Genomic DNA, 14,041 nt, shown 5'->3' with positions numbered 1-14,041 from the left:
GGAATACCCAAGTCTGGCTGAAGGGATCGGTCTTGAAAACCGACAGGCGGGTCAAACCGCGCGGGGGTTCGAATCCCTCTTCCTCCTCCATTTTGTTTAGATGTTTCTACATAAATAATTGGTTCGGTAGTTCAGCTGGTTAGAATGCCTGCCTGTCACGCAGGAGGTCGCGGGTTCGAGTCCCGTCCGAACCGCCATCTTTTATAATGTATAAATTTATAGTGGGTCGGTAGCTCAGTTGGTAGAGCATTAGATTGAAGCTCTAAGTGTCGGCAGTTCGATTCTGTCCCGACCCACCATAATTATGCCGGTGTAGCTCAGTTGGTAGAGCAACTGACTTGTAATCAGTAGGTCGAGGGTTCGACTCCTTTCGCCGGCATCGTCAGTTGGAGGGGTAGCGAAGAGGCTAAACGCGGCGGACTGTAAATCCGCTCCTTCGGGTTCGGCAGTTCGAATCTGCCCCCCTCCACCAAAGTATATGGGCCTATAGCTCAGCTGGTTAGAGCGCACGCCTGATAAGCGTGAGGTCGATGGTTCAAGTCCATTTAGGCCCACCATAATATGATTCCGAAGTAGCTCAGTTGGTAGCAGCATCTGACTGTTAATCAGAGGGTCGCAGGTTCGAGTCCTGCCTTCGGAGCCAAGGCCCCTTGGTCAAGCGGTTAAGACACCTCCCTTTCACGGAGGTAACATGGGTTCGAATCCCGTAGGGGTCATATAAAAATCCTTAAGAATTATTATTTCTTAGGGATTTTTTTTGTGGAAATCGTAGCTAAGTGCTATGATTTTATACTATTTGTGTTTTATGTTGGCATTGAGAGAACAGAACCAGTTTAAACTATGACAAAAAATGATGCCTACCACATTTTTTACACAACTTCTTCAACCTTTTTTCTGATCAGTTTTTTTAATGTTATCTAAGAAAAACTTTATCCTCGTAAGCTAGTGGGATTTTACCGTTACTGGATCGTATGCAAGAAGAATAAGCTTTTTACTGGATAGAGTGTAGCGATTTTTTTTATTTCATTATTTGTTAGCGCAAAGTCAAATACATCAAAACTTTCTTAGGTCAGTGATTTGATATACACCATAACCGAGTTTTGGCATCTGTATACCATTTGATAATGTGACTGTTTCCATAATGCCCCTCCCTCAAAAAATATTACTTCTTAAAAGTGCGTCACTGTATATTGAACAAAAAAGAGGAGTAATACAAGAAAGGTGTATCTCTGAACTTTGAAGCTGTTATACCCTAGTGCTATCGTTCTAATTTTTTCTCTGCAGGAATCATGTGTGTTTCATAGTTATTGATTTTAAAAACTAGCTTGTCATGCGCTTCTTGCATTTCTTGCATACGTTCTTTCAGTAGATTGACTTGGTCTTGTAAGATTTCAATTCTAGCAGGGATGGTTTTATCATCACCTGTTTGAAAAGGTTGAATATATTCGATGAGTGCTTCCACTGACAAACCAGCATTTCGCATATGTCTGCTAAATTCAATCCAACGAATATCGATGTCTTGAAAATTACGTACGCCGTGCATATTTCTTGTCACTGGTGGAATTAATCCAATACGCTCGTAATAGCGAATGGTATCAGAGGAGACACCGGTTAATTCACTTACTTTTTTGATATTCATACATAGCGCCTTCCTTCAAACAAAAACTTTATTTAGTAAATACTTTATCATAGACTCCTAATACGCCAACTACAATTAATCACGAAACATTGTTTTCATTCATCGCTTGAATGGTTGCGACCACAACGTTTGGTTTATCTGTATTTAGATAAACCATATCTTGGTCAACCATTGTAAAAGAAAGGGTAGCATGATCCAGAATATCACCATCAACTATTGTTTCTCTTTTTTTAACTTCTAGTTGCACACGTTTTTATCAAATAATATCAATTGTGCCTCTGTTTATACAAGGAGCATAGAAACCAGAATTCTAGAAATTTAACCAGCGGCACCTAAAATGACTATCTTCCCTTTCATTAAGGTATTTGTACCGTCGGACGAACGATGATTTCGTTCATTGTTGTATCTTGCGGCATATCTATTGCAAAGGCAATGATTTCAGCCATACGTTCTGCTGGAACGGCCACCGCATCATATAATTTATCCATACCATTTTTCAAATCTGCATCGGTGATATGTTGTGGTAATTCAGTGTCAATAGCTCCTGGAGAAAGAACGGTGACGCGGATGTTACTACCCACTTGTGCTTCTTCTTGACGTAACGCTTCGCTAATTGCAAGCACTGCATATTTTGTTGCACTATATACACCACCACCTGGATGGGTCATGTGCCCAGCAATAGAAGAGATATTAATGAAATGTCCTGCTCGTTGTTCACGCATAGTTGGCAGGCCAGCGGCAATACCATGTAGCACACCTTTGATATTGACATCAATCATTTGATTCCATTCGTCAATTTTTAGCTTATCAAATGTTGAATGCGGCATTAATCCAGCATTATTGATCCATACATCAATGCGGTCAAATTTTTCAACAGCTAGTTTTCCCAGTGCTTCAACATCTGCCAATTTTGTCACATCTGTGGCTAAAATTTCTGCAGCTCCGTCTTTTGCTTCGATATCTTCTTTAATTTTAGTTAAACGTTCCATACGACGCGCACCAAGTACGACCTTGTTGCCTTTTTCAGCAAGTAATTTTGCGGCTGCTTCTCCTATGCCACTTGAAGCACCAGTGATAACGATAACTTTTGGCATTTTTTATTCCCACTTTCTTTGATTCAATTTTTAATACTCGTCAATAGTAAACCTTGAAGTGAACTCTAAGGCAAGCGATTTGGTTGCTCACTTACCCAATGGAAAGATAAAGCCTAAAGCAAGGGGTGCGGAGGGAAGAAGGGATGCAAAAAGTAACGGCAAGAAGGATGCCAGATTTTATGATTTTGCTTGCGACTTCAATAATTCACTTGCAAATCATCTCAATTTGAATACTCCTTTGCGACTTTGGAAAAGTAAGGGTCTTATTCAATTGGTTAAGTTGGCAACGGCTTCGGAGCCAATATCGTGTTGATCCGAGGAGATTGAAGCCGAGCCTGTGGAAAGCGCCGTTTGGAGCAGAACATACAAGTCTGAGCATCAATGCTCGTATTAATGGAAAATGTTCGCGTTTTTTATCTGGATTTTGCAGTATGAAATTGATTTGAGTAATATTTTATCCTGCTTTAACGGGCAGTAAGAGATCAACTACCCTTAAAAGTCCGATTGGTTCGGGCGGGCAAGATGTTGGTCACTCAGATGTTGCCACAGGATGTGACAACACCTGAGTTCCTTTAGTTCAGTGGGGGATAAAGAAAACCCCACTCGTGGAGTTTCACTTTATTTCGCAGAATTTTTCTCATTTGGATTTTCTATAAGCATTTTTAGTAATTCTCTTGTTGCAAAAGAGTGATAGGTGTCCTTTTTAGTGATAATGCCAAGTCTCCAATGAAAAACAGAATCTTTGATTGAAATCATTTTAACCTTTGGATTATTTTGTTTATAAAAGATTGATTTTGGCAAAAGGGCAATGCCCATCTTAGCTGAAACTAGTTCAGTGATTAGATCCCACTGAGAAGTCTTGTACGAAACGTTTGGTTCAAATCCATTTGCTTGACAAGCATTTATGACTGAATCATGTATGGTGAAATCATCCGAAAACAGGATGAATTTTTCATCTTTTAATTCACTAATGGACAATTTTTCTCTGTTTGCAAGTGGATGCTCATCGTAAATAAATACTACAAATTCATCTGAAATAAAGGGATAAACGTTCAACTTTTCTTCATCCACTGGTAGTACACAAATCGCCAAATCAACCTCGCTATTTTCTACAAGCTGAACAATTCTTTTAGCACCTAATTCAACAAGTTGAAGCCATACTTTTGGATATTTTGCATGAAATTTAAGGGCCATATCGGGGAAAACAAGGGTACCTACTAATGGTGGTATGCCTATTTTGATTTCCCCTGTTTTAACATTTCTTAGTTCGTCTAATAGGATCTTTAGTTCTGAAAGAGATTCTAAAGATTTTTGACCTTGTTGATAGACAGTTTTGCCGGCATCTGTTAACGAAAGGTGTCGTGTAGAGCGATCAAATAGTTCTACCTGCAATTCCTCTTCTAGCCTTTTGACAATTTTACTGAGGGAAGGCTGGGATAGGAATGTATGCTCGGCTGCTTTTGTAAAACTTTGCTGGTCTGCTACCTCCATAAATAACTGTATCTGTCGTAGATCCATGATATGTCCCCTCCATTTATTCGCTGTATTCATACTATTTATTCTATTTATGAATTTTACTTATAAAAGGCTAAATTGTAAACTAATTTATGTAGTAATAAGAAGCTAGTATCCATGCAAAGGGGTAATTATATGAAGAAAAGTAAAGTGATGAATTCATTTGTGGAAGCGGTTTCTGATATTGAAGACGGATCTACTTTAATTGTTGGTGGTTTTGGACTTTCAGGGATTCCTGAATTTTCTATACAAGCACTTAAAGAAAAGGGCACAAAAGATTTAACTGTTGTGAGTAATAATTGCGGAGTAGATGATTGGGGATTGGGGTTATTACTTGCTAATCGTCAAATTAAAAAAATGATTTCTTCATATGTAGGAGAAAATAAAACGTTTGAACAGCAATTTTTAAGCGGTGAATTAGAAGTTGAGCTAGTCCCACAAGGTACTCTTGCAGAAAGAATTCGTGCTGGTGGAGCTGGAATCCCAGGCTTTTATACAGCAACAGGAATGGGGACGCCAATTGCTGAAGGGAAGGAAACCAAGGATTTTGATGGTAAAACATATCTTCTTGAACGTGGAATTGTAGGGGATTTTGCACTAGTAAAAGCTTGGAAAGCAGATACACTTGGAAACTTAGTATTTCGAAAGACAGCTCGTAATTTTAATCCACTTGCAGCTATGGCGGGAAAAATAACGATTGCGGAAGTGGAGGAAATCGTTGAACCAGGAGAATTAGATCCTGATGAAATTCATTTACCAGGCATTTATGTACAACGACTTCTACTTGGAACGGATTATCAAAAACGAATTGAGAAACTCACAGTTGTGAAAGCTTAATTTAATAGAATGGAGTGTCGGAAATGAAAGATACACATCTTAAAATTGTGAAGAGAGCCGTTAAGGAAGTTGAAGATGGTATGAATGTCAATCTTGGTATTGGTATACCTACGCTTGTCGCAAATGAAATTCCTACTGATTTTAACATTTTACTTCAATCGGAAAATGGACTATTAGGTATTGGGGCTTATCCGTTAGAAGGAATGGAAGATCCAGATCTCATCAACGCTGGTAAGGAAACCGTTACAGCGGTACCGGGTGCATCCTTTTTTGATAGTGCAGAATCATTTGCCATGATTCGAGGAGGGCATATAGATTTAGCGATTCTTGGTGGTATGGAAGTATCTGAACAAGGGGATTTAGCAAACTGGATGATTCCAGGAAAAATGGTAAAAGGGATGGGCGGAGCCATGGATCTTGTGAATGGTGCCAAAAAAGTGATTGTTCTAATGGAGCATGTTAATAAACATGGTGAATCAAAGATTAAAAAAGAATGTACATTACCTCTTACTGGAAAGCAAGTTGTACAACGATTAATCACTGATTTAGCAGTTTTTGATTTTACTCCGAATGGAATGCTTCTAATCGAAATACAAGAAGGGGTATCGATGGAAGAAGTGAAAACGAAAACAGAAGCTTCATTTACAGTATCGCCTGAGTTAGTTTCTACACGATGATCTTTATATAGACAGAACAAAGGGTGTTCAATAAAACAAGTCTAAAAGATTAGTATATTTTTTAGAAGAGAACGACATATGACGGAGAAAAATAGCGTTTTAAACATGAAGAAATAAAGGGGATAACTATATGCGTGATGTTGTTATTGCAAGTGCTGTTAGAACACCAATTGGTAGTTTTATGGGTGCTTTACATAATACACCTGCTACAGAGCTAGGGGCAATTGTTATTAGAGAATCTTTAATTCGTGCAGGTATTCAAGGGGAACAAGTGGATGAAGTCATCATGGGGAATGTTCTTCAGGCTGGTCTCGGTCAAGGACCTGCGCGACAAGCCGCACTTAAAGCGGGATTACCAATTGAAGTAACTGCTATGGCCATTAATAAATTATGTGGTTCTGGATTGAAGGCTGTCCATCTTGCTACACAAGCTATCCAGATAGGTGATGCTGAAGTTATAGTGGCAGGTGGAATGGAAAATATGAGTATGGCACCTTACTTATTGACAGAAGGACGTTCGGGGTATCGTATGGGCGACGGGAAAATATACGACAGTATGATTTTAGACGGTCTACAATGTTCTATTAATTCTTATCATATGGGAATCACTGCTGAAAATATAGCAGAAAAATACAATATCAGTAGAGAAGAACAAGACGAATTTGCAGCTTGGAGCCAACAAAAAACAGAGGTAGCTATTAAGACAGGAAAATTCAAAAATGAGATTGTGCCAATAGAAATTCCTCAACGTAAGGGTAATCCAATTGTTTTTGATACAGATGAATTTCCACGTGAAGGAGTCACTTCTGAAAAGCTCGCTAAATTAAAACCAGCTTTTAAGAAAGACGGTACTGTAACTGCAGGTAATGCATCTGGTATTAATGATGGAGCAGCTGCATTGGTATTAATGAGTCGAGAAAAGGCAAAAGAACTGGGCGTTAAACCACTCGCGATCATTCGTGGCAATGGTTCAGCAGGTGTAGATCCAAAAATTATGGGGATTGGGCCAGTACCTGCAACAAAAAAGGCACTAAAAAAAGCAGGGCTAACGATGGATGCAATAGATCTTGTTGAAGCAAACGAAGCATTTGCTTCACAATCACTGGCAGTAGGGAAAGAATTAAACATTCCTAGAGAAATACTGAATGTCAACGGTGGTGCGGTTGCATTAGGCCATCCTATAGGTGCTAGTGGTGCACGTATACTGGTCACTTTGTTATATGAAATGCAACGTCGTAATGCTCACTATGGATTGGCTACCTTATGCATTGGAGGCGGCCAAGGAGTTGCGACTATTATTGAAATTGAAAAATAAAGTGAAACTCCATCAGTGGGGGTTTTCTTCATCCCCCACTGAACTAGAGGAACTCAGGTTAAAAGCGCCACGTCCTGTGACAACACCTGAGGAACCAACATCTTGTTGGCCCAAACCAATCGGACTTTTACGGGCAGTTGATCCCCCATCTATCTTTTTCGTTTCTCCCTAAATCTTGAGATGGGGTCTTACTGCTCGTTAAAGCGGGATAAATAGAGGCGCAGTATGAAAAGATAAGGGTTAAAAGTCTACTTGGATGGGTTTCATATGATGTTCAATTTTAAAGGGGGATCCTTATGGATTTATTGATTATTCTACTTGCGCTAGGACTTTTAATATTTTTTGCCTACTGCGGATATTCAGTTATATTAATGGCACCTATTTTTGCGTTACTAGCAGTTTTATGTATAGATCCAGCAAATATTTTGCCATTCTTTTCTGGCATATATATGGAAAAAATGGTGGGGTTCATTAAAAATTATTTCCCCGTTTTCTTATTAGGGGCGATATTCGGGAAAATCATTGAAATGTCTGGAATTGCTGAATCTATTGCAAAAACGATTATTCGTTTGATAGGAAAAAAGCAAGCGATGTTAACCATTGTCCTTTTAGGTGCCATTTTAACTTATAGTGGGGTTAGCTTATTTGTAGCAGTTTTTGCCATCTATCCGTTTGCTGTCCAATTATTTAAAGAGGCAGATATACCAAAAAGACTTATGCCAGCAACCATTGCACTTGGAGCATTTACATTTACAATGGATGCTTTACCTGGAACACCACAAATTCAAAACGTTATCCCTACTACTTTCTTTGGGACAGATATTTATGCTGCACCTGTTCTAGGAATACTAGGTGCCATTGTTGTCTTAGGTGGTGGCCTAGCTTATCTAGAGTTTAGAAGGAGACAGGCTAAAAAAGCAGGGGAAGGTTATTCTGGAATTGCAGATGAAACTGCTGCAACAGCTGAAGTGCCTATAAATGAAGAAAATTCTATTACGATAAACTCAAATCCATCTGTATTTCGACAAATTTTTGCGTTTATACCGCTTGTCCTCGTAGCAGTGATGAATAGATATCTGACTACGGCTATACCAAGATGGTATCCGGATGGCTTTGATTTTGCTGCCATTGGATTAGATAACTATACAGTGGATGTAAAGGCAAATGCTGCAATTTGGGCAGTTGAAATTGCATTAGTTGTCGGAATCGTTACGGCTCTTGCTTTTGGGTGGAATCGAGTAACGACAACGGTGAAAGAAGGGCTTAATACTAGTATTGGTGGTTCATTACTAGCGGTTATGAATACTGGATCTGAATATGGTTTTGGTGGAATTATCGCTGCACTTCCTGGATTTGCTCAAATCAATCATGCATTATCAGGTACTTTTTCCAACCCTTTAGTTAACGGAGCTGTTACGACTAGTGCTCTTGCTGGTGTTACGGGTTCTGCATCAGGAGGTATGGGGATCGCATTAAGTGCAATGGCCGAAACATACAATAAAGCAATTACTGCGGCTCATATTCCACCGGAAGTCATGCACCGTATTGTGGCAATGGCATCAGGGGGAATGGATACACTTCCACATAACGGGGCAGTTATTACTTTGCTTGCGGTAACAGGATTAACTCATAAACAATCATATGGTGATATTTTCATGATTACAGTTATTAAATCATTGGCTGTGTTCGTCGCTATAGCTCTTTACACTTGGTTTGGTATTGTATAAAAAATATATTCAGAGACATCCTTGATAAAGGAGGAGAAATAATGAGTGGAACATTAGAAGGAAAAGTAGCATTTATTACCGGATCGGCAAGTGGGATCGGGTTAGAAATTGCTAAAACTTTTGCAAAAGAGGGAGCAAAGGTTGCTATTTCAGATATGAATAAAGAAAAAAGTGATCAAATAGCATTAGAATTAAAGGAACAGGGATTTGAAGCTTTATCGGCTCCTTGTGATGTTACAGATGAAGAAGTCTATAAAAATAGTCTGGAACTTGCATATGAAACCTTTGGTAAACTTGATATTTTAGTCAATAATGCAGGACTTCAGCATGTAGCGCCAATCGAGGAATTTCCGACTGATAAATTCGAATTATTAGTAAAGGTCATGTTAACGGCACCATTTATAGGGATTAAAAATGTGTTTCCAATGATGAAAAAACAAGGCTTTGGAAGGGTTATTAATATGGCTTCTATAAATGGAGTAGTTGGTTTTGCTGGGAAAGCTGCCTATAATAGCGCCAAACATGGAGTGATTGGATTAACAAAGGTTGCAGCTTTAGAGGGTGCTGAACACGGAATTACAGTGAATGCTTTGTGTCCAGGCTATGTTGATACGCCACTTGTACAAAATCAATTGAAGGATATAGCAAAAACAAGAAATATTAGTGTGGATAAAGTTGTTGAGGAAGTATTTTTCCCGCTTGTCCCTCAAAAAAGATTATTAGATGTATCTGAGATTGCTGACTACGCTGTATTCTTGGCAAGTGACAAAGCAAGAGGTATCACAGGACAAGCAGTCATTCTAGATGGCGGTTATACTGCTCAATAGTTTTCATATTAATTTTTTTGATCCGGGTAATTAGGAGGTTATATTAGATGAAAGCACAAGATATTCAAAACGTTGTTTGTGTTGGCGGAGGAACGATAGGAGCAAGTTGGGCAACCTACTATCTTTGGAAAGGGTTAAATGTGACCATTCAAGATATTAATGAAGAAGCATTAGCGAGAGCGAAAACTTTAATAGATTCTAACCTGGATTTCTTAGTTGAAAAAGATATTATAACAACTGAAGTGAGTAATGATGCTAAAGAACGAGCAGTTTACACTGTTGATATGGAGAAAGCGTTTACTAATGCTCAATTTGTTCAAGAATCAGCTTATGAAAGCTATGAAGTCAAGCAAAAAATTGTTAGTGAAGTGGATAAATACGCTCCTAAAGCTATCTATGCAAGCAGTTCTTCGGGTCTTTTAATCAGTGAAATCCAAAAATTTTCTCAGTACCCAGAAAGATGTATAATAGCCCATCCTTTTAACCCACCACATCTTATCCCTTTAGTTGAGATTGTTAAAGGGAAGAAAACAAGCGATGAATTTGTATCAGTAGCCTATGATTTCTTTAAATCCATTGATAAAGAACCCATTATTCTTCATAAAGAAGTTCCAGGTCATGTGGCAAATCGTATTTCGATGGCAGTATGGAGAGAGGCTACTGATTTAGTTTTAAATGGCGTATGTTCAGTAAAGGATGTAGACAGAGCCGTTTGTTATGGTCCAGGGTTACGATACGCATTAATGGGGCCACATTTAATTTATGAACTTGCCAATCCCGATGGTATTATTGGAACGATCCGTCATCTTGGTCCATCTATGAATTCTTGGTTAGAAGATATGAATGATTGGAAAAAAATACCTGATAATGCTGAAACAATCATTAATGAAGGACTTCAAGATGAAATGAAAAACATTTCTCCACAAGAATTAATGGCATGGCGTGATGATAAGCTGATCGAAATCTTAAAGCAAGTAGGCAAACTTTAATTATATTTTCCAGTATTCTTATAGAAGAGGCTGTCCTAAAATGGACAGCCTCTTTTTGAATATGAATTAATACACTTTTACATATATGTTACGAGGAAATCTATACTGAAAAATATCACACAGGCTTTTAGGTTGAAAAGCCTTAATTGAACATAACATGCAAGCAGTTAGTTATAATGTAGATAATAACGATTTTGAATTTAAAACAACAGCTTTTCTATAATAAATGGAGCTGGAAATACCTATTTTTCCTAATCAATACTTCTGATAAAGTGAAACTCCATCAGTGGGGGTCTTACTGCTCGTTAACGCCGGATAAATTATAAAACTAAGTAAGAGAATAATTTGATAAGCATAACATTTCAATATCCATTATTATGGGGGGATTTAATGAATAAACTAGTATCATTAGCTATTGCGGCTCTAATTTTTTCGGTAATATTAGGAATTGCATTAGTAATTGATTTTATTCATGAGGGAACTTTTAATAGACTATTAACAACCAATTCTATTTTATTATTCATTATAGGTATTATTTATCTTTTTTTAGACAAAAGGCAGAAGAATAAAACTTGAAAGAGGGGTGAGCTTTAGGCTTTTGATAATTTACAATGTTAAGTTTTAAAGTATTTTATCAATAGAATAAATGGAGACAATAATATACGAAACAAACCTAATAATTCATATTCATTCATTAACTCAACTTCTCCATACAAAGTGAAAGGATATTTCAATATCTTTGACCATTCTTAAATGTATATAAATTAAGATCTGCATTATAGTATTCTTTAAAGATGTCTTTTACAACTTTCGGTTGGTCATCAAAATCAATATTATTAATTTCAGAATATTGGACAGGAAAATAGGGGAATTCTCTAAAGTGTTGACCGCATTTTTAGCGGATGCATTAAAGGTAAAAAGAGAAACAGATGAAATCAAGAAAGCACATAAAATAATTGCGATTTTTTTCATGTCTATATCTCCTCATTATTTGTATTTATTATTACAAAGCACTATTATATATGTAATGATAAGTATATTTTACTACTTAACTAAAATATGTAAGATAAAGGATGATATAGACCATGATGGATGTTATTATATTTTTTACATTAGGTGCGACATTTTTAGTAATAATATTGGTCTTATTTGTTATTTCTTTATTAAAAAGAAATAGTCAGAAAGAGGATTCTGAAATTTATAAAGAATTAAGAAAAATACAAGATACTCTAGAAAAAAATTAAAATAAATTTCTAATATTTATATTAGAATCAATTTCATAAATCATTTTCTTCTTAAAAAATACAAACATTTAACAATAACTAATTTTGATAGTTGTGGAGCGGAGGACGGCAACTTTTCGAAAACGCATGCGCATTTCCTTCGTGCGGTGTTAGTTCAAGGAGGATTATTCAAAGTCCTACGAGAAAAGCTTGAGTTGAAAGCCCCGCAGTAACCTTTTGAAGGACAAAGTTCGCCGCGTCCTATGACAATGGCTTCGGGGTCAACATCGTATCGATCCGAGGAGATTGAAGTCAAGCCCGTGGAAAGCGCCATCTGGAGCGGAACAAAATTTCTGAATATTCATGTTCATGTCGATTTAAAATGTTCGTGTTTTTTATCTGAATTTTACGTTATGAAATTGATTCATTTATATTTAAATCAAATATCTCGATAAATAAAAGGTTAGCTCTTGACTCTACGCGACTTCATTTTGAAGCAGTTTCCATTTCTAGTAGCTTTGTTCTTACTTAGAATGTGAGGTAAATCAATTGTAAAGATCGTTTCTAAAAATATAGAGTGGAAATTTGTCTGTTTTCTTTGAATCATCTCTTTCAATATACATGAGGCATTATTGATAAAATAAAAAGCAGAACTAGGTAAAAGAAACAAAGCGTGAAAAATGTAGTACAACACATTTTTCACGCTTTGTTTTGCTCATTTTTAAAGGATTGTTCAAAAAAGGGTGGTATTTTTTTAAATATATCTCTCATGAATGGGCAGTAAATACTCCACCGTAAGATCCAGCAAAAGGAAAGAAGATAGGAGGGGGATCAACTGTCTCATACGCCCGATTGGTTCGGGACAATAGGATGTTGGTCACTCAGGTGTTGCCACAGGACGTGGCGTTCTTAACCTGAGTTCCCCTATTTCAGTGGGGATGAAGAAAACCCCCACTGATGGAAGCTTCACTTTATCCTATATGAAAAAAGGAGTAAGCTCCCATATCAAGAACCAAGTAATCAGAAGAGGATAAGATTAGTGGCATACTACGTGCATAAGTCTGATTAGTTTCATGCCACGTCTAGTGGTGGGATCAAGAAGCCCCAACTGGATGAAATTTCATGCTATGAACATTGCAAAAAGGAAGTGAACATCGTAATGTTAAATAAAATCTAAAAAAAGAAAGGAGATAGACTATGAATATCGATCACCTAGAAGCATTTATGTATGTGGTTCATTTAAAAAGTGTCCATAAAGCATCTAAAGCGCTATTTTTATCTCAACCGACAGTGACTGCGCGTATTAAAACGTTAGAACGAGAATTGAGTACGAATTTATTTATCCGACAAGGGAAAAATTTAATCTTAACGTCACAAGGCAAGGAATTTATTCCATATGCTCAACAGATATTGAAGACATTAAGAGAAGGAAAGCTTCAACTAAAGCAGCAAACTGCTCAAAATGAAATTGTCATTGGTTCCAATGTTATTACTTCACAATATTTTATCCCGCATGCCATTACTTTATGGAAAAGGGCTCATCCTCAACTGCGCTTTAAACTTACGGCAACTACAAATGATGATTTGATTACTAAATTATTAAATCATCAAGTAGATTTTGCTTTTATGAGATTGATGGGGAATGAGGGAATTCATCAAGAAGCATTATTAGATAATTCAGTACGACTAATTGTTTATCCGGATCATCCATTTTTAAAGCATCAAAAAGTGACAGTAAAAGAATTAGCAAAAGAATCACTCGTTTTTTTTGAGTGTGGTGCATTCGATTGGGATTTAATTTATAAATTGTTTGAAGTGGAAGGGATAGAACCAAATATTGACTTCAAAGTAGATTATCTGGAGGTCGCTAAATCCTTAATCAAACATAAGCAAAGTATTGGTTTTTTACCTTATTTATGTGTGAAAGAAGAATTAGAAAAAGGTGAGTTATTTGAAGTTGATACAACTCATTTACTTCAAATCAAACAGCATATCTATTTATCCTATATAGAACAGGATGCCGTCAGTCTACTGAAAGATAGTATTAAAGAATCTGTTCAACAATTTAATCAATTGGATTGATAGAATTTTTTTATTGATCTAAAAATTTTTCTATCGTAAAAGGTATTGTCATATGTCTCTTATAAATGTTAGGATTATTTTCAACAATAATTTCTTATAATTCTTATAAATATACT

The 14,041-nt window shown here is 36.9% G+C and carries 13 protein-coding genes and 7 tRNA genes; 16 read left to right on the top strand and 4 right to left on the bottom strand.

Annotated elements, in window-relative coordinates; translation table 11 throughout:
- The first annotated feature begins 120 nt into the window (after window positions 1–120).
- From FEU33_RS15420 to FEU33_RS15390, 7 genes are all read left to right on the top strand, one after another.
- Window positions 121–197 (top strand) — tRNA-Asp (locus FEU33_RS15420).
- Window positions 198–223: 26 nt separating this feature from the next.
- Window positions 224–299, top strand: a tRNA-Phe gene (locus tag FEU33_RS15415).
- Window positions 300–306: 7 nt separating this feature from the next.
- Window positions 307–379: transfer RNA gene (locus tag FEU33_RS15410), tRNA-Thr, on the top strand.
- A 9-nt stretch (window positions 380–388) separates the two neighbouring features.
- Window positions 389–472: transfer RNA gene (locus FEU33_RS15405), tRNA-Tyr, on the top strand.
- Between the two features lie 8 nt (window positions 473–480).
- A tRNA-Ile gene (locus FEU33_RS15400) sits at window positions 481–557 on the top strand.
- A 9-nt stretch (window positions 558–566) separates the two neighbouring features.
- Window positions 567–643 (top strand) — tRNA-Asn (locus FEU33_RS15395).
- Between the two features lies 1 nt (window position 644).
- Window positions 645–716: transfer RNA gene (locus tag FEU33_RS15390), tRNA-Glu, on the top strand.
- Window positions 717–1,258: 542 nt separating this feature from the next.
- Here the strand turns inward: FEU33_RS15390 and FEU33_RS15385 are convergent.
- The 4 genes from FEU33_RS15385 to FEU33_RS15375 form a co-directional block, all read right to left on the bottom strand.
- On the bottom strand, window positions 1,259–1,639 hold the full coding sequence (locus tag FEU33_RS15385; RefSeq protein ID WP_146550362.1) for a MerR family transcriptional regulator: 381 nt from the start codon (window positions 1,637–1,639) through the stop codon (window positions 1,259–1,261).
- Window positions 1,640–1,718: 79 nt separating this feature from the next.
- Entirely contained in the window at window positions 1,719–1,886 is a 168-nt protein-coding gene (locus FEU33_RS18900) for a Rossmann-fold NAD(P)-binding domain-containing protein (protein WP_186731446.1), read from the bottom strand.
- Between the two features lie 109 nt (window positions 1,887–1,995).
- Window positions 1,996–2,733, bottom strand: a complete 738-nt coding sequence (locus tag FEU33_RS15380) for an SDR family oxidoreductase (protein WP_146550361.1) — start codon at window positions 2,731–2,733, stop codon at window positions 1,996–1,998.
- Window positions 2,734–3,351: 618 nt separating this feature from the next.
- Window positions 3,352–4,251, bottom strand: coding sequence for a LysR family transcriptional regulator (locus FEU33_RS15375; protein WP_146550360.1), 900 nt, complete (start codon window positions 4,249–4,251; stop codon window positions 3,352–3,354).
- A 132-nt stretch (window positions 4,252–4,383) separates the two neighbouring features.
- Here FEU33_RS15375 and FEU33_RS15370 point away from each other — a divergent pair, with 132 nt between their 5' ends.
- The 9 genes from FEU33_RS15370 (at window position 4,384) to FEU33_RS15335 (ending at window position 13,925) form a co-directional block, all read left to right on the top strand.
- Window positions 4,384–5,085: a CoA transferase subunit A gene (locus FEU33_RS15370; protein WP_146550359.1), complete on the top strand. Its 702-nt coding sequence runs from the start codon at window positions 4,384–4,386 to the stop codon at window positions 5,083–5,085.
- 23 nt (window positions 5,086–5,108) lie between these two features.
- Window positions 5,109–5,762, top strand: a complete 654-nt coding sequence (locus tag FEU33_RS15365; protein WP_146550358.1) for a 3-oxoacid CoA-transferase subunit B — start codon at window positions 5,109–5,111, stop codon at window positions 5,760–5,762.
- Between the two features lie 130 nt (window positions 5,763–5,892).
- Window positions 5,893–7,077 (top strand): acetyl-CoA C-acetyltransferase, encoded by a 1,185-nt coding sequence (locus FEU33_RS15360; RefSeq protein ID WP_146550357.1) that lies wholly within the window; start codon window positions 5,893–5,895, stop codon window positions 7,075–7,077.
- A gap of 296 nt (window positions 7,078–7,373) precedes the next feature.
- Window positions 7,374–8,804, top strand: coding sequence for a GntP family permease (locus tag FEU33_RS15355; RefSeq protein WP_146550356.1), 1,431 nt, complete (start codon window positions 7,374–7,376; stop codon window positions 8,802–8,804).
- Window positions 8,805–8,845: 41 nt separating this feature from the next.
- A complete protein-coding gene (locus tag FEU33_RS15350; RefSeq protein ID WP_146550355.1) occupies window positions 8,846–9,631 on the top strand; it encodes a 3-hydroxybutyrate dehydrogenase in 786 nt (261 codons plus the stop codon).
- A gap of 47 nt (window positions 9,632–9,678) precedes the next feature.
- A complete protein-coding gene (locus FEU33_RS15345) occupies window positions 9,679–10,620 on the top strand; it encodes a 3-hydroxyacyl-CoA dehydrogenase family protein (RefSeq protein WP_146550354.1) in 942 nt (313 codons plus the stop codon).
- Window positions 10,621–11,010: 390 nt separating this feature from the next.
- Entirely contained in the window at window positions 11,011–11,196 is a 186-nt protein-coding gene (locus FEU33_RS15340; RefSeq protein WP_146550353.1) for a hypothetical protein, read from the top strand.
- 509 nt (window positions 11,197–11,705) lie between these two features.
- The gene (locus tag FEU33_RS18895; protein WP_186731445.1) at window positions 11,706–11,864 is read left to right on the top strand and encodes a hypothetical protein; all 159 of its coding nucleotides are present in this window, start codon (window positions 11,706–11,708) and stop codon (window positions 11,862–11,864) included.
- A 1,176-nt stretch (window positions 11,865–13,040) separates the two neighbouring features.
- Window positions 13,041–13,925 (top strand): LysR family transcriptional regulator, encoded by an 885-nt coding sequence (locus tag FEU33_RS15335; RefSeq protein ID WP_146550352.1) that lies wholly within the window; start codon window positions 13,041–13,043, stop codon window positions 13,923–13,925.
- Window positions 13,926–14,041 lie beyond the last annotated feature (116 nt).

The organism is Rummeliibacillus suwonensis (genome assembly GCF_007896435.1).
GTDB classification, from domain to species: Bacteria; Bacillota; Bacilli; order Bacillales_A; family Planococcaceae; genus Rummeliibacillus; species Rummeliibacillus suwonensis.
The sequence above is the reverse complement of the archived record's forward strand: the minus strand, read 5'-3'. Positions and strand labels throughout refer to the sequence as shown.

Coding starts and splice junctions, on each gene's coding strand:
- FEU33_RS15385 (WP_146550362.1), bottom strand. CDS start 1,639: ATGAATATCAAAAAAGTAAGTGAATTAACCGGTGTCTCCTCTGATACC.
- FEU33_RS15380 (WP_146550361.1), bottom strand. CDS start 2,733: ATGCCAAAAGTTATCGTTATCACTGGTGCTTCAAGTGGCATAGGAGAA.
- FEU33_RS15375 (WP_146550360.1), bottom strand. CDS start 4,251: ATGGATCTACGACAGATACAGTTATTTATGGAGGTAGCAGACCAGCAA.
- FEU33_RS15370 (WP_146550359.1), top strand. CDS start 4,384: ATGAAGAAAAGTAAAGTGATGAATTCATTTGTGGAAGCGGTTTCTGAT.
- FEU33_RS15365 (WP_146550358.1), top strand. CDS start 5,109: ATGAAAGATACACATCTTAAAATTGTGAAGAGAGCCGTTAAGGAAGTT.
- FEU33_RS15360 (WP_146550357.1), top strand. CDS start 5,893: ATGCGTGATGTTGTTATTGCAAGTGCTGTTAGAACACCAATTGGTAGT.
- FEU33_RS15355 (WP_146550356.1), top strand. CDS start 7,374: ATGGATTTATTGATTATTCTACTTGCGCTAGGACTTTTAATATTTTTT.
- FEU33_RS15350 (WP_146550355.1), top strand. CDS start 8,846: ATGAGTGGAACATTAGAAGGAAAAGTAGCATTTATTACCGGATCGGCA.
- FEU33_RS15345 (WP_146550354.1), top strand. CDS start 9,679: ATGAAAGCACAAGATATTCAAAACGTTGTTTGTGTTGGCGGAGGAACG.
- FEU33_RS15340 (WP_146550353.1), top strand. CDS start 11,011: ATGAATAAACTAGTATCATTAGCTATTGCGGCTCTAATTTTTTCGGTA.
- FEU33_RS18895 (WP_186731445.1), top strand. CDS start 11,706: ATGATGGATGTTATTATATTTTTTACATTAGGTGCGACATTTTTAGTA.
- FEU33_RS15335 (WP_146550352.1), top strand. CDS start 13,041: ATGAATATCGATCACCTAGAAGCATTTATGTATGTGGTTCATTTAAAA.